The following is a 19442-nucleotide window of genomic DNA, read 5'->3' as shown; positions in this document are numbered from 1 at the left end:
TCGCAAAGGGTCAACAGACCCTATAAACATTCAATAATAAACCACACGTTAAGAATATTTTTATGCTAATTCATCCCTCTTTATGGATTTGGATACCCTTGTTGCTGGCCGTAATCGTGGGCTTTCAAAAACGTCTTTTACTCACCTTCTCGTTACTTGCTCTCTCACTGGTTGGAGCATGGTTCACAGAACGCCTCTCTAGTCTCGCATTTTTGTATGTTTCACTAGGGCTGATACTCGCGTATTACACACCATCGCTCGCCAAGCGTTGGCAAACCGTAGCACAGTGTACTTTGCTCGTTTGGTGCGGCTTATTGTTGTTACACATTATCCCAGGATTTGAAAACCCTAAAGTCTTAGATGGGGTGCTGGCGGGGCCGAATAGTGTCCCTTTCAATCTCTATCTTAATCTCGATAAACCGATGGTCTTCTTTGCCCTTCTGCTGGCTTATCCTACCCTATTAGGTCATCAGCAGCGCATTCCTTGGCGGCAAGTGGTTTTACTTTCACTACCATTATTCAGTTTGTTATTGCTTGCTTGGGGATTCGGTGCGATTAAACCAGAGTTAACGCTCCCTACATGGTGGTGGTTATTTGCTCTTAATAATGCGTTGTTGACCTGCGTTGCAGAAGAAGCGTTCTTCCGAGGTTATTTACAACAAAAAATAACGGATAAGTGGGGATTTAGTTTAGGTATTATTATTGCGAGTAGTCTATTTGGCTTAGCTCACCTAGCAGGAGGCGTCACTTTAGCACTATTTGCCACTTTAGCTGGTGCTTTTTATGGTGCGATCTATTATTGCAGTGGTCGTTTGTGGGTTGCCGTGCTCTTGCACTTCTTATTTAATTTTATCCATCTTATTTTCTTCACTTACCCAGTAGCAATGAAAATCTCGATATAAGCTAGACAACAAAAATGCCGCACTTGTACAAAGTCGGCATTTTATCAATCTCGATACTCATTACCAGCCTTGAGGCCGATACACTAACTTAGCCACGCAGACGTTGAGAAATAATCTGATCGATACTCAATTTACCCGCACCAGACATCATTAACGACACGCTGGCCGCCAATAAAGCTAATGCAAATTCGTAACCACCATTCGACATGAATAAACCATGCTCAAAATGCACCGCAAAAATAGCTACTAACATAGTTACAGAAAGTACCGCTGCAGCAGGACGAGTCAAAATACCCAGTAAAATGGCTAAACCACCAAAAAACTCACCACTGCCGGCTAAAAATGCCATCAACATACCCGGGCCTAAACCGATCGATGCCATCCATTGTCCGGTTCCCTCTAGTCCATAACCACCAAACCAGCCGAATAACTTTTGTGCGCCGTGTGCCATAAAAACAATCCCAATCGGGATACGTAAAGCCAGTGTACTGTAACCAGATTTTGATTCAACCAGCTTGGTAATGAGTGATTTCATGTCTTTTCCTCAATAAATTTAACGATTCAATTTAGACAAAGAATTATTGTCTTTCCTAAGATAGTGCTTAGTTTAGAGAAAAAAATTGTGATGGAAACCCATATAAACTGACAATAACATACGAAATTTCTGAACAAGATGAATATTGAGCCAATGCTGCTCATCTCAGTCCACACAACCTCCATTCAATTGTCACGATTTTTATCCGAAAGTACCGCTTATACCCCTATAAACTATCCGTGTTTGTACAAGCCATGCTTCGCTATACTACGCGCCAACTCTTTATACGGTTTTTAAAAGGTCCCCAATGAGTCACTATGTTGTCTGTGCTCTGTACAAGTTTGTCGAGCTTAACCATTACCAAACGCTGCAAGCTCCACTGCTTGAGCTAATGGAAAAGCATCATATCCGCGGTACATTATTACTCGCTAGCGAAGGGATTAACGGCACGGTTGCCTCATCACGAGAAGGCATTGATGCTTTAATTGCTTGGCTGGATACAGAGCCTTGCCTCAAAGGAACCGTTTATAAAGAATCTTTGGCTTCAGAGCAGCCCTTTCAGCGCAGCAAGGTCAAACTCAAAAAAGAAATCGTGACGATGGGAGTTGAAGGTATTAATCCTCGTCATGTGGTTGGCACTTATGTTAAGCCGAAAGAATGGAATGCGCTGATTTCCGATCCTGAAGTGCTGGTCGTCGATACTCGTAACGATTATGAGATCCAAATTGGCACCTTTAAGCATGCTCAAAATCCACATACCGAAACTTTCCGTGAGTTTCCCGACTATGTAAAACAAAACCTCGATCCTGAGAAACATAAAAAAGTAGCGATGTTTTGTACCGGCGGCATTCGCTGTGAAAAATCCACCGCTTATCTTAAAGAACAAGGATTTGAAGAGGTTTATCACCTCGAAGGTGGCATTTTAAAATACTTAGAGGAAGTGCCAGAGCAAGAGAGCTTATGGCAAGGTGATTGTTATGTCTTCGATGGCCGCGTCGCGGTTGGTCATGGATTACAAGAAAGTGATTACCAAATCTGTAATGCCTGCCGGTTACCGATTACCGAACAAGATAAGCAAAGTGAACAGTTTGAACAAGGGGTTAGTTGTCCACAATGCTTTGGCACTCATAGCGAAGAACAACTGGCACGCTTTCGTGAAAGAGAAAAACAAGTGCAGTTAGCCAAACAAAGAGGTGAAGCGCACATTGGCAGCGATACAGCGCAGATTATCGAACAAAAACGAGCTGAAAAGTTAGCCCGTAAAGCCCAGCAACGTAACCAAAAAAAACCTCGTTAATCTGCCATTCAAGCTTTAGCCTTAATGATTACCTTCATTAAGGCTAGCTCAGCGCGTTAGAAGTAACGCTAGCGCGCTGCTCGTGCTTTGCGGCTAACCATATAAAAACTCTGAGCAAGATTAATGCCGCCACAGCGCCAATCAGCGAGACATACAGCGTACTGAAATAGTTGAACAGCTCACCCACGACACCCAACGCTACACTCGCCACTAATGAGCTAATACTAAGAATACTGGAAAACAGTGTGGAAGCTGTCCCCAAACGATCAGGCATCATATCCTGCAACACCACCATGCCTAAAGTCGCACAGACACCGATAAAAAAGCCATTGAGGATTTGCGCTAATAATAAAGTGGTGAAGGTCGTATTGGTTAGCATAATCAAATAAAATGCCATGCCACTCATTATACCCGCGCACAGAAGTTGAGTCGTACCAAAACGCTGCGCTAATTTCCCCGCCAGCAACATGATTGGTATTTCACATAACGCTGCCATCCCAAACAGTAAGCCTAACCAATGAGCGGGAACGAGCAACTCTTGTGAAAGATACAAAGGCATGCTGGTAATGTATAAATTATTCGCTGCAAAGGTAAACACCATCGTCATACAATATAAAATGATAAGCCGCTTTACCGCCCCTTGCTTGGGTAATGATAACGCGGCAGCAGGATCTGAGGCTGACGCTTTTTCAACACCTTTCGGTAAATATTTAGCAATCAGCACAATAGCAATCGTCACAATCACAGCAGAAACACTGAACGCCGCATTAAAACCAAAGCTGGCTTTGAGCATAAATGCCAAAGGAGGGCCAAACACCCAAGCAATGGCAATCCCTGCGCGCATCGTGGCAAGAAAAGTAGTTTTATCTGCCACATGGCGATCAGCGTACTCCCGTCCTAGGGCAAACAGTTGACCAAACGATGCACCACTTACACTACCAAATAGGGTAACGACAACAATCGCTAACCAATAACTACGAATGAGGGTAAAACTGACCACAGTGATCAAATAACAGCCAAGTGCTACCAATAAAATCACTTTGCGTTGCCAGTGCCGATCCGATTGTCTGGCTAACCACTGCGACACCACCACGGAACTCACAACCGCCATGACCATATACACACTCAGCATCATCGGCGAAGCACCGAGCGCTTCAACAATAAATAGACTCGATAATGGGTAAAAAAAAGCCCCACATAATCCCGTCACTAAGGCGGTCATGATAAACAATAAGGCGGTTTTATCTTGATACATGTCATGCTATCCAATGGCAGGAAGTAACCCGATACGAGTCACAAATAAAAATTACCATGTTCCCAAGTTGCTTGGCGCTGCCGCTTTAAGTTGTAGGAGAACACGCCGCTAGTGTAATCAATCCTGATAAGATAAATGATGCTATTCCTGCCACTTTTAATACTAAACCGTCAAAATAAATACATCATTTGACAGAAAAGGCTAAGCCTTTATGATCAGAGCCAATAGATGGAGAACAGCTATGCGCCCTTTGATTGAAAATGTACTGCAGAGCCTAAACCATGACTGGGTTATCCGTCATTATCACTGCCAAGCGGATACGGAAGAGTTTTCTTGCCCGTGGCATTATCATACGGAATATGAATTGGTGCTCTATCACAACCCGAACCAAAACTTTCAGGGAAACTATTTTGCAGGGGATGCTAGCGGTACCGTGGACGATCACACCTTATTATTATATGGCCCCGGCTTGCCTCATATGATCACTGGTCGCCTACACCACAAACAAGCGCAAGCACTGCACTCAACGATTGTCTGGTTTAAACCAGAATGGATTGATAAAATTCAAGCTATCTTACCACCGACACAGTCTATTCAACGTTTACTTGAGAATTCAGCCTACGGCTTAAAACTGAGCCACGCAACGGCTCAGGCTATTGCTAACCAGTTGAGTGATATTGAAAAGTTAGCCAGTTCTTATCAGGCGCTACGAATTATAGAGTCGTTATTGATCATGGCGGAAGATCAAGACGCTCAGCGTTTATCAGCCTCTAGCTACCGACTATCGCAATTAAGTGCCAACAGTGAAGCACACAAAAAAGTCCACCTTGCCAAACGCTATATCGAATCTCATTTCGCTGACCCGATAAAAATAACCGATTTATGCCGTGTACTGCATATGAGTGAAAGCTCAACCTATCGCTTATTTGAAAAACACTACTCGATGAGTTTTTCTGAACATCTTAAAAAGTTTCGGATCGGTAAAGCATGTGAGCTGCTAGCCAGTTCTTCGCTTCCCATTGCTCTGGTTGCTGAGAAAACTGGCTTTAGTAATCTATCCAATTTTAATCGCCAATTTAAAGCGATTAAAGCCATGACACCAAAAACGTTTCGCAATCAGTTTCAAACTCTACGTTAATCGTCATCAGTCAAAAGCTGTGTCGCTGCAATGCCATTATCTTGTAAAAATGCCAGTAACTTGACCAAATTCTGTACTTGAGCGGTTTTATCCGCTGCAATCACAATAGGCTGTTCGCTGGTTTTGCTGCGCTTTAATAATGCCTCTGTAAAATCTTGCCAAGCGACATAAGTGGTACCATCAATTGCCCAATACGGCTGTTGAGCCAAAATATTCACCGTAATGGATTGGGTATTGATTTCACTGACCACAGATGAATCGGTGCTCGGTAAAGACACGTCTAATGACGTAAACTTAACCGCGGCAGTCAGCAGTAGAAAGACCATCACAATAAAGATGATATCCAATAATGGCGTTAAATCTGGCATCAGTGATGATTCTGTCGTTGGCGGCGTTTTAATCATGATGGATTGACCGCTGTTTTTTCAACGACATGATTAGCATGGCTGCAACGTCCATTTTTAGTAGTGCAGTCATGCTGTAGCGATACCCCTTCAAGCCATAAATTGACATAGTTTAAAGTATGCTCAAGTTTCGCCATGACTCTATCTGCCCATGCACCAAGTAATTGAGCCGCGGTAATCGCAGGGACGGCAATCAATAAACCTGCTGCCGTCGTGCGCATCGCAATCCCTAATCCATCGGCGAGATCATTCGGTGTAATATTGCCAGACGAAAGCGCGACACCTTTAAACATTTCAATTAATCCGAGTACCGTACCTAATAAACCCAGTAATGGACTGATCGCACCAATCAGGGATAATAATCGTAATCCGGAATGAAGCTGATGGCGCTTATCTTGAAGCCAGATCCCCGCCGTATCTTCACGTAGCCCTTTAGAAAAATCGTGATGAGCCAACAGCATCGCGACCCCTTTGTAAAGTAGTGACCGTCTAGTCGATAACTCCTCTGCTAACGCTTCAATTTGATCGCTGTGCATCGGGGAAATTTGATTAAGCGCCGCACCAATCGAACCTCGACTGGCCCCAAGGGTAAATAACACTTGGATTAGACGTTCAACGATAATCATCGTCGCGAAAAGAGAGCACAAAAATAATGGCCAAGCCATCAGGCCAAGCTCTTGCTCAAGTTGAGTCAGTAGTTCCATTATCCTTCCAATTTAAAACGTACAGGGATTTGCACACGGTGAGCCATGGTTTGCCCATTCACCGTGTAAGGTGAAAATTTCCATTGTTTAATCGCACTCAGCGCCGATTGATCGAGCAATTGAGCTCCCGATGAAGAGAGTAAAATTTGCTTAATTTGTCGGCCATGCTCATCCAGCCACACTTCATATAAAGCCACCCCCTCAATACCACGCTTTTGAGCCAGCCTTGGGTAGTGAGGCGGTGTGGGGCGCGAAAGAAATGAGGGCGTTTCCACAAGCGTAGGTTGATTGGTTATCCCACTACGACTGGGCTCTGGAGCCGGCTCCTTATTCTCTTGCCACTGATTGGTCGGTTCTTCCTTGACTACCGACGATGATGATGAGGGCGCTGTTTTTTTCTCCAATGGTTGAGTCGCAGGAGCAGGTTTATCCGACTTCACTACCTTTTTCGCTTCTTGAGGCTTTCTCTGCTCTGGCTTCGGCGTATTCGGCTTGCTCTGCTGTTTAGGTTCAGTTGGCGATGACACCAGCTGCTCATGACGTACAGTTTGAGGTTGAGCAACAAAGTTGAGCGATACCGAGGTCGATTGATTCCCAGCTGGCATAGCAAAAACTTTGGCTTCATCATCCATCAACAGCAGGGTTCCATGAATGGCAAGTGAAAGTGTCGCCGCAACACAATATCTGGGGAAATTCACGTCGTGCTCCAAATCAAAACTAAGCGCCTTAATGGGGAGATTATTACCCAACAACTAAACAATATCAATTATCAATTGCATTATCATTTACAAAAGATGACAACTTGAGCCGAAGAGGTAAAAATTGCAGTAAAGCTTTATATTTCAATGAATAAGAGTTTAGTTTGAGATAGGTCGGATGAATGTTTTGGGCATAATCAGTTAATGTAATGCCATAGCTTCAGATGTCAGAAGACAATCTAAAACTATGGCAGAGCAAAATCACCTTTTACTTTAATAATTAAAACTCATATTTTGCCGTAATTGCAAAATTACGCTTCGATTGAGAATAATCATTATCTAAAATATTCTTACCTCTAATGTCATTCCAGCGGTAATACTCTTTATCTGCAATATTAAATATACCAGCAGTCAAAGTCAGGTCTTTGATTGGTTTATAATAAGCTGTAATATCAAAAATAGTTGAACTAGATAACTCAACTTGATTCTCTGTACCACCAGTTGCTTTATCATTATTAATATTACGGTTTGATTTTCCCGCAGTATAGTTGAGTTTTAAACTCGTTCCCCATGTCGAATCTGGATCATCAAAATTCAAAGCTGCCACAACATTCCATGGATTGATACTATTAAGAGGTCGTCCATCACCATCTTTACCTTCGGTATAATTCGCTGCTAATCGAGTTGTCAACCCTCGTGGAGCATTCAATAATTCATCTAACTTTAACTGATTAGATAATTCGACGCCCTTAATAGTCGCTTCACGTAAATTGATATAAGAGTGATAGTTTATTTTCGATTCGACCTTAGTCACTACCCGCTCTATAAAATCATCATAGCTGCTATAAAATAGTGAGATATCTGTTGCAGAAAAATCGTTATTGTGACGATAGCCTAGCTCATAAGAAAGGCTTTTTTCAGACTTAAGATTTGGATTAGGCTCAATAACGTAACCATGAGCAAGGTTACTAAAGCTATAGTAAAGCTCGGTAAAGTTAGGTGAGCGCAACCCCTGACTCACTTGCGCGAAAATTGCACTGTTTGGGTCTAAACGATAAAGAGTACCCAACCGCCCGGTTACAGCAGAATCATTAAATTTGGATAGCCCTTTTCCAGCATTATCACCAGGTTCAGTTCTGAATGAATCGTAACGTAAACCAGGTGTTACAATCAAATTACCATTAAGCAAAGCAATTTCGTTTTGAATAAATAAACCAATTTTCTGTTCTTCAGCATCGGGTGTATACACAATCACCTGATTTGGTGTCGCTGGATCAGAATTATATTCATTGTTAATATTTGAAATATCACTGCTTAGCAAATTGATACCATACATAATATTATGCTCACTATTATTTAAAGTAATGAGCTTATCGAACTGAGCTTCTAATTCAATTTTGTCATCGCTATAAAAATAATCTTTCGTTTGATGATTATCATTGTTAGCGGGTTGATAAGGAGGTCTTCCGGCAGAGGCTGGCTGAAAACGCTTAGTTAAACCGTTTTCTTCCTTACTTTGCCATGAGACTCGACTGGTTATCGTATCGGCAAGCGGTAAATCAGAAAACCAAATATGTTTTAATCCAAAACGGTACTGCTTGGTAATATCTCGTCCGGTATAATTTTTATAACTTGAGTGAACAATATCAGAGTCAACCTGATTACGCAGCATTTCTCCTGTAAACTCGATTCGATGCGCTTCAGAAAGTTGATATTGTAGCTTCAATAATAAGTCATTATTCGCGCTGTCTTGTCCAGAAATTGAATAATTTTCTTTGTGATCACCAAAGTTTTTTGGCTCTTGACCATCACGACGAGTAAACGCCACTAAGGTTTCTAAATCACCGCTACGATGAGCAATAGCAACGTGTTCACTGAATGATTTATCTTCCGAAGCATAAGATAATTTAATTTGTCCACCTGTCGTCGCATCCCCTTTTAAAAAATCTCGTGGATCTTTGGTCTCAAAAGCTACAACGCCGCCAATAGCATCACTTCCATGTAAGCTTGATGCCGCCCCTTTAACAATTTCAACACTTTTCAGCATGTCTGGTTCAATGCTAATAGCGCTTGAACTAATAAAAGAGTAAGGCCCTCCGTCATCAAAAGCTTGGCTTTGTGTAACACCATCAACCAAAATTTTAATGCGGTTACCCTCTATACCCCGAATATTAATGGTTTGCATTCCTTGACGTGAAGAACCACTGGTCGTTACTCCCGGCGTGTATTCAAAAATGTCCGCAACGTCTCTAACCATAGTCGCTTCTAATTCTTTACTTGAGATCACAGCTACCGAGGCTGCGGTATTATCAAGACTTTGCGCCGTCCGTGTCGCAGATACGACCACTTCATCAAACTGAGTTGTTTTTTCGGCAAACGCCGCAGGAGAAAGAGCAAGCAATATTGAGGTAGAAAGTAGCGTTTTAGTCAACATCTGAGTGATTACCTTATTCATCAATAACAGATTTACAATGTGCGCAATACTACTTTATACGAATAACAATTACTATCATTTGCATTAACCAGAAATTAAGTTGAGATTGTGCTGAAAATAACCAAAAAATTCAATATGCTTATATTTATTAACACGTTAGATTTAAAAACTATCGTTTAGCCAATACAGTGGAAATCAAAAATACGTGATAAGTATCACAATCAAAGCTGCGCAGTAAAAAACCCAACTCAGTAAAACGCTACCTTTACAACCCCCAAATTTATTTACTTTTGTAAAAAAATGTATATGGTACCGCTCCCAGATATTGATAATAAAAGATGGACAAGGTACTCATATGCAACCACATAAATTCTCAACGTTGGCTGGGACACTGTTACTGATCTCGCTATCCGTGACTGCGTCTGAAAAAGAATTGGATATATTTAACCAAAGCACTAGCGATAAAGCGGCACAGACCTTAGACCTTGATGCGCCAGCAAAAGACAGTTTCATTTTCAAATTGCCACCCACTCATAATCCTTATCTTGATTCTCAAGAAAGCTACGATTATCTGGCCTCTGATGCTCGACCGAGCGTTAACTCACCACTCACGCTAGACGCACCAGATCCTCATTCTTTTAGTGTCAAACCAACCGTTAACAATCCTTATCTTCGTGATGGCCAAGATGATTGCCAGTATGTTGAAATAGTTTTCGATCACCAAGACAAACAGTTATCGGTCGGTTCTGATAACCAAGGTAACCCTTGCAGTCGGTCGCATTTGACTATCTCGGACTATCAAATAACTACACGCTTTAAATATGAAGAGTAAATAAGCGGTTTTCAGCCTTTATAAAAAACAGATTATTGATTAAATGTATGATCGCTCTCAATCGTAGGGGGACATATGTCCTCCCGATTAACACAAAGAACCATTTAAGATAGGCGCATACAATCAATCACCACGGTAATGACTATGGATCTTTTTGCTCTACTCGATATTAATAACACACTGGTTAATATCCCGATTGGCTCTGGCTATGCCATGAGCTGGATCGAAGCTTTTGGTACCGTATTTGGCTTGCTATGCATTTGGTTTGCCAGCCAAGAAAAAACCATCAACTATCTTTTTGGTTTGCTCAACGTCACCCTATTTGCCGTGATCTTTTTCCAAATTCAACTCTACGGTTTGTTATTGCTTCAACTGTTCTTTTTTTGCGCAAATGTCTACGGTTGGTACGCATGGACAAAACCCAACGCGGAAGGTGATATTTTACAAGTTCGTTGGTTAAGTAAACAAAAACTACTGATCACAGCGGGTATTAGTATCGTCAGTATTGGTTTACTGACGGTTTATATTGATCCTTTCTTTTTTGCTCTCGCAAACATTAGTGTCGAAATCATGAATGGATTAGGAGCTGAACTTGCACAACCTGTGTTAGAACCCGATGCTTTTCCATTTTGGGATTCAACCATGACAGTGTTATCCATCGTCGCGCAAATTTTAATGACACGTAAATATGTCGAAAACTGGATGCTATGGATTGTGATTAATATCATCAGCGTCGGTATTTATGCGACTCAAGGTGTTTATGCGATGTCTGTGCAATACGCTATTTTGATGTTTATTGCCGCAAATGGAACTCGGCAATGGGTTCGTACTGCACAACGTAACAGCCAAACCGTAACGTCAGCAAACCAAGTTCAAGAGGCCTCGGTATGATTCAGCCCCACATCAATGTTGCCCATGGCCAAGTCGCCAATCGCGTGATTGTCTGTGGGGAACCGAATCGAGCCAATCGAATCGCAGCACTACTCGATAATCCTGAGCTGATTGCTGAAAATCGTGAATACCGCTTATTCAATGGTCGTTATAATGGGCGAGAGATCACCGTATGTAGCACTGGTATTGGAGCGCCTTCTTTGATCATTGCGATAGAAGAGTTAAAGCAGTGCGGTGTCAGCCATATTGTGCGCGTTGGTTCTGCTGGTGCAATGCAGGCTAACATTCAACTGGGTGATCTGATTGTCGCGGAAGCCGCGGTACGGGATGAGGGCGGGTCAAAAGCCTATATTGCAAACACCTACCCTGCATTTTCCAGCTTTTCGCTTCTGAGTCGCTTACACGAATTTTTAACACAGCAGCCCACAGCGGTCCATTTTGGATTGGTTCGCTCACACGATAGTTTTTATACCGATGAAGAACAAAACCTGTGTCATTATTGGAATAAGAAAGGAGTCTTAGGGGCAGATATGGAAACATCAGCGTTGCTCACCGTAGGGCGATTACGTGGCTTACAAGTTGCGTCTGTACTCAATAATGTCGTTTTGTACCAGCAAGATGTACAGCAAGGCGTCACGCAATACGTTAACGCTGATCAAGCGATGATGGCGGGTGAAACACTTGCCGCAACGGCAGCGTTAGATGCCTTGAGTCACTGCGTTTAATTTTTCCTGCAAGCGCATTAAGCAGCGGTGACTACCATACCGCTGCTTATCTCATCTCTTAGCGCTCATTGATTTTCACATCAGAGAAAGCAAAACTTGCGACCTGTGGCTAATCAAGCTAACGTTGAACATCCTGATTTCTCGTCGATATATTATGAAAATAACCCCCTATTCATCCGGTCGCTTCCACGCCTACTTGGTAGAACAAAAGCAAGCCTTTAAGACATTCATCTATCAGTGCCAAATGAGTACCGCTTATATCGATGCTGGGAGCGATATTCTTAAGCAAGGTGAACCACTAGAGCATATTTACGTGGTTCCCGGCGGGCGCGTTTCAATGAGCATTCTCGCCGCTAACGGGCGACGATTTCAATTAGGAGAGGCTAACTGCGACTATCATATTTTTGGTGAGATGGAGTTTTTTACCGCAACGCCCTGTCAGTGGACGGTCACCGCCGATGAGCATCTACAAGTCGATATTATTTGTCTCACTTCGCTAGCGAAAGCCCTTGAACAACATCCCGAAATGATGGTGTATTTTGCCGCTGCGTTGGCAGAAGATTACCGTGATTCAATGGAGATCTACACTAACCGCCTACTCCATCCTTTGACTTATAACATTGCTTATGACTTACTTTTACGCCAACGCTCAACGATGGCGCTGGGGAGCTTTAGCAAAGCGAGTCAAGAAGCCGAGCGATTTGGTACCTCAGGCAGAGTCTATCGCCGAGCGGTCAACGAATTGATCGCTCAAGGGTTAGTGGAAAAAACCGCGACTGGACTAACTATTGTTGATGAACAAGAGCTGCAACGCTTCTTAAATAGCAATCCTCAATAACTTAATTTTATATACCATCACACTTTAGGGTTTTCGTTTGCATTAGGTTTCTTCGTTTCAGCGATACAATCACACTTTGTGGTTGGCAAAATCGATACACTGAAGTCTAAAAACACACGGAGTACCCCTCTTTATGACACGTCCGATTATTTTAGATTGCGACCCCGGCCATGATGATGCCATTGCGTTAATTCTAGCTTGCGCTTCCCCATCGTTAGCAATCAAAGCAGTGACCACCAGTGCCGGTAACCAAACCCCTGAGAAAACCTTAAATAATGCTTTACGTATTCTTACCTTACTGGGTAGAAGTGATATTCCAGTGGCTGGTGGAGCACTAAAACCCTTAATGCGCGAGTTGATCATTGCTGATAATGTTCATGGTGAGACGGGGCTGGATGGCCCAACCTTACCTGACCCCAGTTTTGCTCCTCAAACGGAGCACGCCGTTGAGCTAATGGCTAACATCCTTAGACAAAGTGAACAACACGTTACTCTAGTGCCAACGGGTCCACTGACGAATATTGCCCTACTGCTGGCCACACATCGTGAGTTAATACCGAAAATTCAAGAAATTGTCCTAATGGGCGGCGGCGCTGAAACCGGAAACTGGTCTCCGGCAGCGGAATTTAATATTTATGTCGACCCGGAAGCCGCTAAGCTGGTTTTTCAATCCGGTATTCCGATCACCATGTGCGGACTCGATGTCACCCATCGGGCACAAATCATGGATGAGGATATCGAACGTATTCGGAAAATTGATAATCCGATTGCTGGTGTCGTGGCCGAACTGCTCGACTTTTTTATGATTTACCATCGTGACCCAAAATGGGGGCTAGCCGGCGCACCGTTGCATGACCCATGCACCATCGCTTGGTTATTGGCCCCTGAACTGTTTAAAGCTCAAACATGCTGGGTCGGTATTGAAACTCAAGGTGAGTATACGCGAGGCATGACCGTGGTTGATCGTTATCAACTAACGAATCAGCCCGCCAATGCGACCGTGTTATTTGATGTTGATCGGCAGGGATTTGTCGATTTATTGGTTGAACGTTTGCACTATTTTACCACTCATTCATCCGCTTCCTAAATGATGTGATATCCAAACGACTTGGAGTTGCAGATAAGCGACTCTCGATCAGCATCAATATTAAAACGAGCTGAACTGACATCGCTGCAACTTCAAGTAGCAAGGGGATAGTGTTAACGGAGCAGAGATAATCAGATAATCATAGGGAAGTACGATCAACTCTGCTAGAATGCGCACCCTCTGCAAGGATGAACAAGTACATCACCAATATCTGCCAAATCCTGCTATACCTACCCTATCTACCGTTTACCCTTAGGAGCCGATTATCATGACTGATCAAGAAAGAATTGAACTACAAAAAAACAACCCATTACACGGCCTTAAGTTAGAAACCTTGCTGCAAGAGCTGGTGGATTTTTACGGCTGGGATATTTTAGATACGGCGATGCGCTTTAACTGTTTTCATACCAACCCTTCGGTAGCAAGTAGTGTCAAATATTTAAATAAAACCGATTGGGCACGAGAAAAATTAGAAAACTTTTATCTGTATCGTTTTAAACGTATGCCCCGCGCTTCCAGTGAAGAGTTCAATATATCGCCACGGGCACGTACCTTCCCTCATGGCCTACAGCCCAAAGAGCCGATGGAATTAACCGTAGACTCGATTTTGAAATCACAAGCTAAAGCGGCTTCCGCTCATAAAGAAAGAGCGGCACGCAGTCGCCAAAGCCGTCGTTAAATTAATATCCGATGCGCTTTCAGGGTAACGATAAACACTATTCACTGACTCGCCGGCGTTGATTGATTTTCTCGACCACTTTTTTCGCGACCAAAGGGAATATCCCTAATAACGCGAACGAGAATAAAATCGCTGGCGATAAAATCCCCCCAAGGCTATCTAGTTGCGCTAGTTGAGTCCCCGCGTTAACGTAGACAAGGGTTCCGGCCAACATGCCCACTTGACTGACCCAGTAAAAGGTTACGGCGCGAAGCGTGGTTAAGCCCATTAAAATATTGATCAGAAAAAAGGGAAAAATAGGCACCAGCCGTAGAGTAAATAAATAAAAGGCTCCGTCTTTTTCTACGCCATTATTCAGTGCTTGTAAGCGCTCACCAAAACGCCGTTGTACGGTTTCTTTCAGTAAATAGCGCGCAACTAAAAAAGCGCAGGTAGCACCGATGGTGCTGGCAAAAGAAACGATCAGTGTTCCCCACCATAAGCCAAATAACGCCCCCGCGGCAAGCGTCATCACCGCTGCTCCCGGTAACGACAACGCAGTCACTAGCACATAGATCGCTAAAAATAGCATCCCCACCAGCAAAGGCGCATCACTACGCCATTGTTCAAACTGCGCTAAATGACGCTGAACGCCGTCTAAGGTCAGCAACTGATTGAGATCGAGTGCAAAAAATGCTACGCCCAATATCGCAATCGTGATCAGTAATAACCACTTTTTCATATTTATATTCCTTATTAATCATCGTGATTGCCAATACAGGCTTTACTCTTTGCATAAGCAACTGACTCGCTATGACAATTGCACCGTTTTCTGAATGATTTCACGCCCTTCTGTTTGCACATAATTGAGAAAAACCTCGGCAATCGGCGATAAGGCGCGCTGCCGAGTCCACGAGAATGACCATCTGGTTTTGATCGGTAACGACTCAACATTAATCACTTGAACACCGTATATATTACCAAACGCCAAGGTATGAGCAGATAAAATAGAGACCCCCAAGCGAGCTAATACGGAATGAATAATCGCCTCATTACTGGCAATCGTCATTTTAATATTAGGCTGATAGGCTTGTTTCTTAAAGAAAGCTTCCGTTGCATAGCGGGTTCCCGAGCCCACTTCACGGATCAAAAAATCTTCCTGACAAAACTCGGCTAATGACACGCTCTCTTGCTGTGTGAAAGGGTGGCTCGCCGCGGCAATCGCCACCAAATCATTGGCCATAAATTCAATCACGTCCAGCTCTAAGCCTTCGGGTAAATGACTAAACACATAAAAATCATCGGCACCATTCTCACAGCGCTCCATCACTTGCTGCCGGTTGGCGATCGTCAATTGAATATCGATGCCGGGGTAGCGCTGACAAAAAGGGCCAAGTAAATGAGGAATAAAATACTTTGCCGTGGTGACCACCGCTAATTTGAGCGTTCCCGACTCAAGGCCTTTTAAACGCGACAGACGCATGTCCAATTCTTCACAGTTTTGGAGAACTTTTTTCGCCGTTTCTACCGTGGCTAATCCAGCATCGGTAAAACGAAGTGTTCTACCAACTTGTTGATAAAGCGGTAAGCCTATCGCCTCAGCAAGCTTTTTTAACTGCATAGAAACCGTAGGTTGAGTTAAAAACAAGCTGTCTGCCGCAGCCGTAATACTTCCGCCATGATAAACCGCTAATAAGATCTCTAGCTGGCGAAACGTGCCAATATGGGCGTGTAATCTCGATGCCACTGCTCACCTCCAACCAAGTTTACCGAGATAATATAGAGCATTATCTATATAAAAGTTAGTAATTATCTATTTTTATCTATTATTAAAACAGCATAACATGCTGAAAAATTTGCAGGAGAGTGTGATGAGATTTCGTACAATGGCACTGCCAATGACCACAGTGATGATGCTAGTAACCTTCTACTATTTAGGTTTGTCCATCGGGCATAACACGTTTAGTTTTCTTGTTTGTGCTACTTTACTAGCAAGTTATACGGCATTCCAAGGGGTTAAAACCGCGTTTAATCGTTCTGGCAAAACAAAAATGCACACCATCAGCTTAACAAGCAAGGAGAGCACTAAACATGGTGCTTGATGCGGTGATTGCTTTTTTTATCCTGGGTATTGTCTGCCAGCTACTGGGCGCAAAAATTCCTTTCCCAGATAACCTGTATAAAACCCTCAGTCTGATACTGATGATTGCGATAGGCCTTAAAGGCGGTATTGCTTTACAAGCACATATCGCGGCCAGCTTAGTCGTGATGGCTTTGATTGTGGTGGCATTCGGTTTGTTGCTACCTCTGATTGCTTACCCACTGCTGAGATATTTTGGTCAATTAGATAAGATTAATGCCGGTGCCATTGCTGCTCACTATGGCTCGGTCAGTGTCGCTACTTATGCCGTCGCGGTTGCTCTACTTGAAGCCAAGCAGATCCCGTATGAAGCTTACTTCCCTCTGTTTGTCGTGTTATTGGAGATGCCAGCGATCATCGTTGGTTTAATTCTCGCCAAAGGCAGTGTATCGCTGATTAATCGTCACTTTCTTAAAAAAGAACTCCTCGCCAATCCAAGCCTGCTATTGATGATCGGCAGTTTAGTGATTGGTTATGTAGGTGGCGATACCGTATACAAGCTTTCGCCACTGTTTATTGACCTTTTCTCGGCTATTTTAGCGTTATTTCTTCTGAAAATGGGCTTAATTGCCGGTCAGCAATTAGCAACGCTTAGAGATAACAGCCTATTTTTAATCAGCTTTGCTATTTTAATGCCGATGATTGGCGGGTTAGCCGGTACAGGGCTCGGCATGCTACTTGGGTTTAGCGCTGGCGGCATCACGCTGATGGCGGTACTTGGAGCCAGCGCATCGTATATTGCTGTCCCGGCCGCGATGAAAGAAAGTCTGCCCGAAGCCAATGCAGGGATGTCGATCACCGCGGCATTAGGCATTACTTTTCCTTTTAATGTCCTATTTAACGTGCCATTTTTTATTGCTCTTGGTCAGGCTGTTAGTTAAATACCGTTCACCGGTTCGAGACCATAGGTATCATCTACACCGAAGAGATAAATACCTGCCTCTTCCTCTATATCACGGGTAAAACAAATCAGAAAAGGCACCCAGTGTGATAAGCTGCTGTGCCTTTTATCCATACATCAATTTATCTTCACACTACTTCACTGACGGCCTTTGGCATCATACGGTTGTGTGGCTGCCATGGTGAGTTGATCGATGGTGGCTGCAATTGAATACGCCAACATTGATTACTCGGTGATAACGAATGGCTCGCTTGCAGTGTCGTTAAGTTATTTACGAAAAGAATATCCCCTGCCACCAAAGTATTTTCAAAGCAAAGAGACGGCTCTGTGCATAAATGGTCAAGACGCTGTTCAATCGGCTCTCCACTTGAACGCCCATCCACTTGCGGTAAGCGTATTGTTGAATGTTGACCACGTGAGTGACCCTGCCAGCGCAAAATATCTTGCCGAGATACTTGGCAATAACGAATCAATGGCGGTAATTCCTGCTCAGCGTAGTCTTGGTGATGCTTTATTGGATATAACATGCTCTTTCTTAGTTGCTCACGTTCTTGACCACGTAAGGTTAACGGCGCTAATCCAGCATCTATCGTAGTCACATGGATAGGCGTTTCTGAATAAGCGCAATACAGAGCATATTCATGAGGAGTAATATCTTCGTAATCGTATCGATAAGTTCGATTAGCCATCGCATCAGATAAAGTAGCGAATTGCCAACCAATAGATTGCTGTAGCGCATCACCGGACAATTTTTCAACAACGCGATCATTATCCAAAATGACAGCAGAACGATGTTGCAGATACCAAGTCGAAAAATCATCTGGATGATGAAAAGGCGCAAAACCATGCAATAACACCGAACCAAACTCTTTAACTAGTTGGCTCAATTCATTAATGTTCAAGACAGACGCCGATAAAGAAGGTGTAGGACTGATTAAACGTAAACCTGCTTTTTCATGATGTAACTCTGCTCGAATTTGGCTGACAACGTGACTCATTGATTGATCAACGCAAGTTAATTGTAAATAACACCATGTTTTATCCTTATAGAAAATAGGTAAAATAATGCCTGTACGCTTGAGATAGTTTTCTTTAGTGTCAATCATCACTTTACCTTGGCTTGCATCAAAAAGTACTGTGCTATGCCAAGGTGTTTTAAATTGTCGCTCTGTAAATAAATATAATGAATACTTTTTTCCATTCATTGGATGTTCATGAATACTCAAACGAATCGAATCGGAAAACTTTTGTTTTAGAAAGTTATCTAGAGCTTTCCCTTGTATCATCATTCCTTTAGCAATTTCAGCTAAACGACGACGACGCTCTTTGTAAGAAAGCGTTGACAATACATATTTTTGATCTTGATTCATGAATTTTTTCAAACCTAGATAGGTTTGATTCATTTTATTATTCCTAAGTTTTAACTCAGTGAAATTTTCCGCATAGCCTGGCTCTGAAAACATATTACGTAATCCAGAAAAATACTCGGTATCACAAAGATGATCAAACTCTTTAAAATCTTCAAAATTAATTATTTTTATTAAATCTTCAGCATGCATATTGACAAGCATTTCTTTTAGTCCATCAGAATACGCATAATGATGAGACAAATCAACGGCAATATAATCTGAGAATGTATGGTAGTCTGAAAAAATATATAAGACGACCCCTGGAGAATAAACCGCTTCAATATCACGAAGACACTGTAAAAAGCGTCTTAACACTAGATATTCACCTATATCTGGCTCATGGCTGATCACTTTATCTAAATTATTGGTTTTACATGGGAATGCAGGTAATAGTAATTTGATTTTTTTCTGTTCTCTTATCGAATCACGCAGTTGCTGTTTTAGTGTGGCAATCCCTTGATACGATGCATCACATTGCGCAATAATTTGGTCAAGTAAAATAAACGTAATTTTATCTATCTCTGTTTCTCGGTAAACATCAAGCATAACCAGCCCTTAATTATTTTCATAATACTGAATAAACGATGACAATTT

Annotated in this window: 20 protein-coding genes; 11 read left to right on the top strand and 9 right to left on the bottom strand. The window is 42.7% G+C overall.

What is annotated here, in order from left to right:
- Positions 1 to 62: 62 nt before the first annotated feature.
- Positions 63 to 902: a CPBP family intramembrane glutamic endopeptidase gene (locus VIB_RS14575; protein WP_004396965.1), complete on the top strand. Its 840-nt coding sequence runs from the start codon at positions 63 to 65 to the stop codon at positions 900 to 902.
- Positions 903 to 990: 88 nt separating this feature from the next.
- On the opposite strand, the gene VIB_RS14570 is transcribed toward VIB_RS14575, so the two are convergent.
- Positions 991 to 1437: a DoxX family protein gene (locus VIB_RS14570; RefSeq protein ID WP_004396964.1), complete on the bottom strand. Its 447-nt coding sequence runs from the start codon at positions 1435 to 1437 to the stop codon at positions 991 to 993.
- Positions 1438 to 1744: 307 nt separating this feature from the next.
- Between VIB_RS14570 and trhO the strand changes: the two genes are divergently transcribed.
- Positions 1745 to 2734 carry an oxygen-dependent tRNA uridine(34) hydroxylase TrhO gene (gene trhO, locus VIB_RS14565; protein ID WP_004396963.1) on the top strand — a complete coding sequence of 330 codons (990 nt, stop codon included), beginning with the start codon at positions 1745 to 1747 and terminating at the stop codon, positions 2732 to 2734.
- 43 nt (positions 2735 to 2777) lie between these two features.
- On the opposite strand, the gene VIB_RS14560 is transcribed toward trhO, so the two are convergent.
- Entirely contained in the window at positions 2778 to 3989 is a 1212-nt protein-coding gene (locus VIB_RS14560) for a sugar efflux transporter (RefSeq protein ID WP_004396962.1), read from the bottom strand.
- 241 nt (positions 3990 to 4230) lie between these two features.
- On the opposite strand from VIB_RS14560, the gene VIB_RS14555 reads away from it, so the two are divergent.
- The gene (locus VIB_RS14555; protein WP_004396961.1) at positions 4231 to 5127 is read left to right on the top strand and encodes a helix-turn-helix domain-containing protein; all 897 of its coding nucleotides are present in this window, start codon (positions 4231 to 4233) and stop codon (positions 5125 to 5127) included.
- On the opposite strand, the gene VIB_RS14550 is transcribed toward VIB_RS14555, so the two are convergent.
- The 4 genes from VIB_RS14550 to VIB_RS14535 all read right to left on the bottom strand — a co-directional run bounded on the left by VIB_RS14550 (position 5124) and on the right by VIB_RS14535 (position 9367).
- Positions 5124 to 5531: an ExbD/TolR family protein gene (locus VIB_RS14550; protein WP_040905279.1), complete on the bottom strand. Its 408-nt coding sequence runs from the start codon at positions 5529 to 5531 to the stop codon at positions 5124 to 5126. The genes VIB_RS14555 and VIB_RS14550 overlap by 4 nt on opposite strands.
- Positions 5528 to 6235: a MotA/TolQ/ExbB proton channel family protein gene (locus VIB_RS14545; RefSeq protein ID WP_004396959.1), complete on the bottom strand. Its 708-nt coding sequence runs from the start codon at positions 6233 to 6235 to the stop codon at positions 5528 to 5530. Before VIB_RS14545 ends, VIB_RS14550 begins: the two co-directional genes overlap by 4 nt.
- Positions 6235 to 6933, bottom strand: a complete 699-nt coding sequence (locus VIB_RS14540; protein WP_004396958.1) for an energy transducer TonB — start codon at positions 6931 to 6933, stop codon at positions 6235 to 6237. Before VIB_RS14540 ends, VIB_RS14545 begins: the two co-directional genes overlap by 1 nt.
- A gap of 280 nt (positions 6934 to 7213) precedes the next feature.
- Entirely contained in the window at positions 7214 to 9367 is a 2154-nt protein-coding gene (locus VIB_RS14535; protein ID WP_004396957.1) for a TonB-dependent hemoglobin/transferrin/lactoferrin family receptor, read from the bottom strand.
- Positions 9368 to 9722: 355 nt separating this feature from the next.
- On the opposite strand from VIB_RS14535, the gene VIB_RS14530 reads away from it, so the two are divergent.
- The 6 genes from VIB_RS14530 to VIB_RS14505 all read left to right on the top strand — a co-directional run bounded on the left by VIB_RS14530 (position 9723) and on the right by VIB_RS14505 (position 14419).
- Complete coding sequence (locus VIB_RS14530; RefSeq protein WP_040905277.1) at positions 9723 to 10199, top strand: hypothetical protein; 477 nt, start codon at positions 9723 to 9725, stop codon at positions 10197 to 10199.
- Positions 10200 to 10343: 144 nt separating this feature from the next.
- Positions 10344 to 11090, top strand: coding sequence for a nicotinamide riboside transporter PnuC (gene pnuC, locus VIB_RS14525; RefSeq protein WP_004396956.1), 747 nt, complete (start codon positions 10344 to 10346; stop codon positions 11088 to 11090).
- On the top strand, positions 11087 to 11815 hold the full coding sequence (locus tag VIB_RS14520; protein ID WP_004396955.1) for a nucleoside phosphorylase: 729 nt from the start codon (positions 11087 to 11089) through the stop codon (positions 11813 to 11815). Before pnuC ends, VIB_RS14520 begins: the two co-directional genes overlap by 4 nt.
- A 154-nt stretch (positions 11816 to 11969) precedes the next feature.
- Positions 11970 to 12653, top strand: coding sequence for a Crp/Fnr family transcriptional regulator (locus tag VIB_RS14515; protein ID WP_004396954.1), 684 nt, complete (start codon positions 11970 to 11972; stop codon positions 12651 to 12653).
- 133 nt (positions 12654 to 12786) lie between these two features.
- Positions 12787 to 13740: a pyrimidine-specific ribonucleoside hydrolase RihA gene (rihA, locus tag VIB_RS14510; protein WP_004396953.1), complete on the top strand. Its 954-nt coding sequence runs from the start codon at positions 12787 to 12789 to the stop codon at positions 13738 to 13740.
- Between the two features lie 268 nt (positions 13741 to 14008).
- Complete coding sequence (locus VIB_RS14505; RefSeq protein ID WP_004396952.1) at positions 14009 to 14419, top strand: VF530 family protein; 411 nt, start codon at positions 14009 to 14011, stop codon at positions 14417 to 14419.
- A gap of 37 nt (positions 14420 to 14456) precedes the next feature.
- Here VIB_RS14505 and VIB_RS14500 read toward each other — a convergent pair whose 3' ends face one another.
- On the bottom strand, positions 14457 to 15140 hold the full coding sequence (locus VIB_RS14500; RefSeq protein ID WP_004396951.1) for a TVP38/TMEM64 family protein: 684 nt from the start codon (positions 15138 to 15140) through the stop codon (positions 14457 to 14459).
- Between the two features lie 69 nt (positions 15141 to 15209).
- Positions 15210 to 16145, bottom strand: coding sequence for a LysR family transcriptional regulator (locus VIB_RS14495; protein ID WP_004396950.1), 936 nt, complete (start codon positions 16143 to 16145; stop codon positions 15210 to 15212).
- Positions 16146 to 16269: 124 nt separating this feature from the next.
- Here VIB_RS14495 and VIB_RS14490 point away from each other — a divergent pair, with 124 nt between their 5' ends.
- Both VIB_RS14490 and VIB_RS14485 read left to right on the top strand, forming a co-directional pair.
- A complete protein-coding gene (locus tag VIB_RS14490; protein ID WP_040905272.1) occupies positions 16270 to 16500 on the top strand; it encodes a hypothetical protein in 231 nt (76 codons plus the stop codon).
- Positions 16490 to 17419 carry a sodium-dependent bicarbonate transport family permease gene (locus VIB_RS14485; RefSeq protein WP_004396949.1) on the top strand — a complete coding sequence of 310 codons (930 nt, stop codon included), beginning with the start codon at positions 16490 to 16492 and terminating at the stop codon, positions 17417 to 17419. The genes VIB_RS14490 and VIB_RS14485 overlap by 11 nt, the downstream gene beginning before the upstream one ends.
- Positions 17420 to 17567: 148 nt before the next feature.
- On the opposite strand, the gene VIB_RS14480 is transcribed toward VIB_RS14485, so the two are convergent.
- Positions 17568 to 19394 (bottom strand): L-tyrosine/L-tryptophan isonitrile synthase family protein, encoded by a 1827-nt coding sequence (locus tag VIB_RS14480; protein ID WP_004396948.1) that lies wholly within the window; start codon positions 19392 to 19394, stop codon positions 17568 to 17570.
- Between the last annotated feature and the right edge of the window lie 48 nt (positions 19395 to 19442).

This window comes from Vibrio metschnikovii CIP 69.14 (assembly GCF_000176155.1).
Taxonomy (GTDB): Bacteria; Pseudomonadota; Gammaproteobacteria; order Enterobacterales; family Vibrionaceae; genus Vibrio; species Vibrio metschnikovii.
This window is presented reverse-complemented; position numbering and strand designations above follow the sequence as displayed.

Coding starts and splice junctions, on each gene's coding strand:
- VIB_RS14530 (WP_040905277.1), top strand. CDS start 9,723: ATGCAACCACATAAATTCTCAACGTTGGCTGGGACACTGTTACTGATC.
- VIB_RS14550 (WP_040905279.1), bottom strand. CDS start 5,531: ATGATTAAAACGCCGCCAACGACAGAATCATCACTGATGCCAGATTTA.
- VIB_RS14560 (WP_004396962.1), bottom strand. CDS start 3,989: ATGTATCAAGATAAAACCGCCTTATTGTTTATCATGACCGCCTTAGTG.
- VIB_RS14520 (WP_004396955.1), top strand. CDS start 11,087: ATGATTCAGCCCCACATCAATGTTGCCCATGGCCAAGTCGCCAATCGC.
- VIB_RS14570 (WP_004396964.1), bottom strand. CDS start 1,437: ATGAAATCACTCATTACCAAGCTGGTTGAATCAAAATCTGGTTACAGT.
- VIB_RS14505 (WP_004396952.1), top strand. CDS start 14,009: ATGACTGATCAAGAAAGAATTGAACTACAAAAAAACAACCCATTACAC.
- VIB_RS14490 (WP_040905272.1), top strand. CDS start 16,270: ATGAGATTTCGTACAATGGCACTGCCAATGACCACAGTGATGATGCTA.
- VIB_RS14575 (WP_004396965.1), top strand. CDS start 63: ATGCTAATTCATCCCTCTTTATGGATTTGGATACCCTTGTTGCTGGCC.
- VIB_RS14485 (WP_004396949.1), top strand. CDS start 16,490: ATGGTGCTTGATGCGGTGATTGCTTTTTTTATCCTGGGTATTGTCTGC.
- VIB_RS14545 (WP_004396959.1), bottom strand. CDS start 6,235: ATGGAACTACTGACTCAACTTGAGCAAGAGCTTGGCCTGATGGCTTGG.
- VIB_RS14500 (WP_004396951.1), bottom strand. CDS start 15,140: ATGAAAAAGTGGTTATTACTGATCACGATTGCGATATTGGGCGTAGCA.
- trhO (WP_004396963.1), top strand. CDS start 1,745: ATGAGTCACTATGTTGTCTGTGCTCTGTACAAGTTTGTCGAGCTTAAC.
- VIB_RS14480 (WP_004396948.1), bottom strand. CDS start 19,394: ATGCTTGATGTTTACCGAGAAACAGAGATAGATAAAATTACGTTTATT.
- VIB_RS14515 (WP_004396954.1), top strand. CDS start 11,970: ATGAAAATAACCCCCTATTCATCCGGTCGCTTCCACGCCTACTTGGTA.
- pnuC (WP_004396956.1), top strand. CDS start 10,344: ATGGATCTTTTTGCTCTACTCGATATTAATAACACACTGGTTAATATC.
- rihA (WP_004396953.1), top strand. CDS start 12,787: ATGACACGTCCGATTATTTTAGATTGCGACCCCGGCCATGATGATGCC.
- VIB_RS14555 (WP_004396961.1), top strand. CDS start 4,231: ATGCGCCCTTTGATTGAAAATGTACTGCAGAGCCTAAACCATGACTGG.
- VIB_RS14535 (WP_004396957.1), bottom strand. CDS start 9,367: ATGTTGACTAAAACGCTACTTTCTACCTCAATATTGCTTGCTCTTTCT.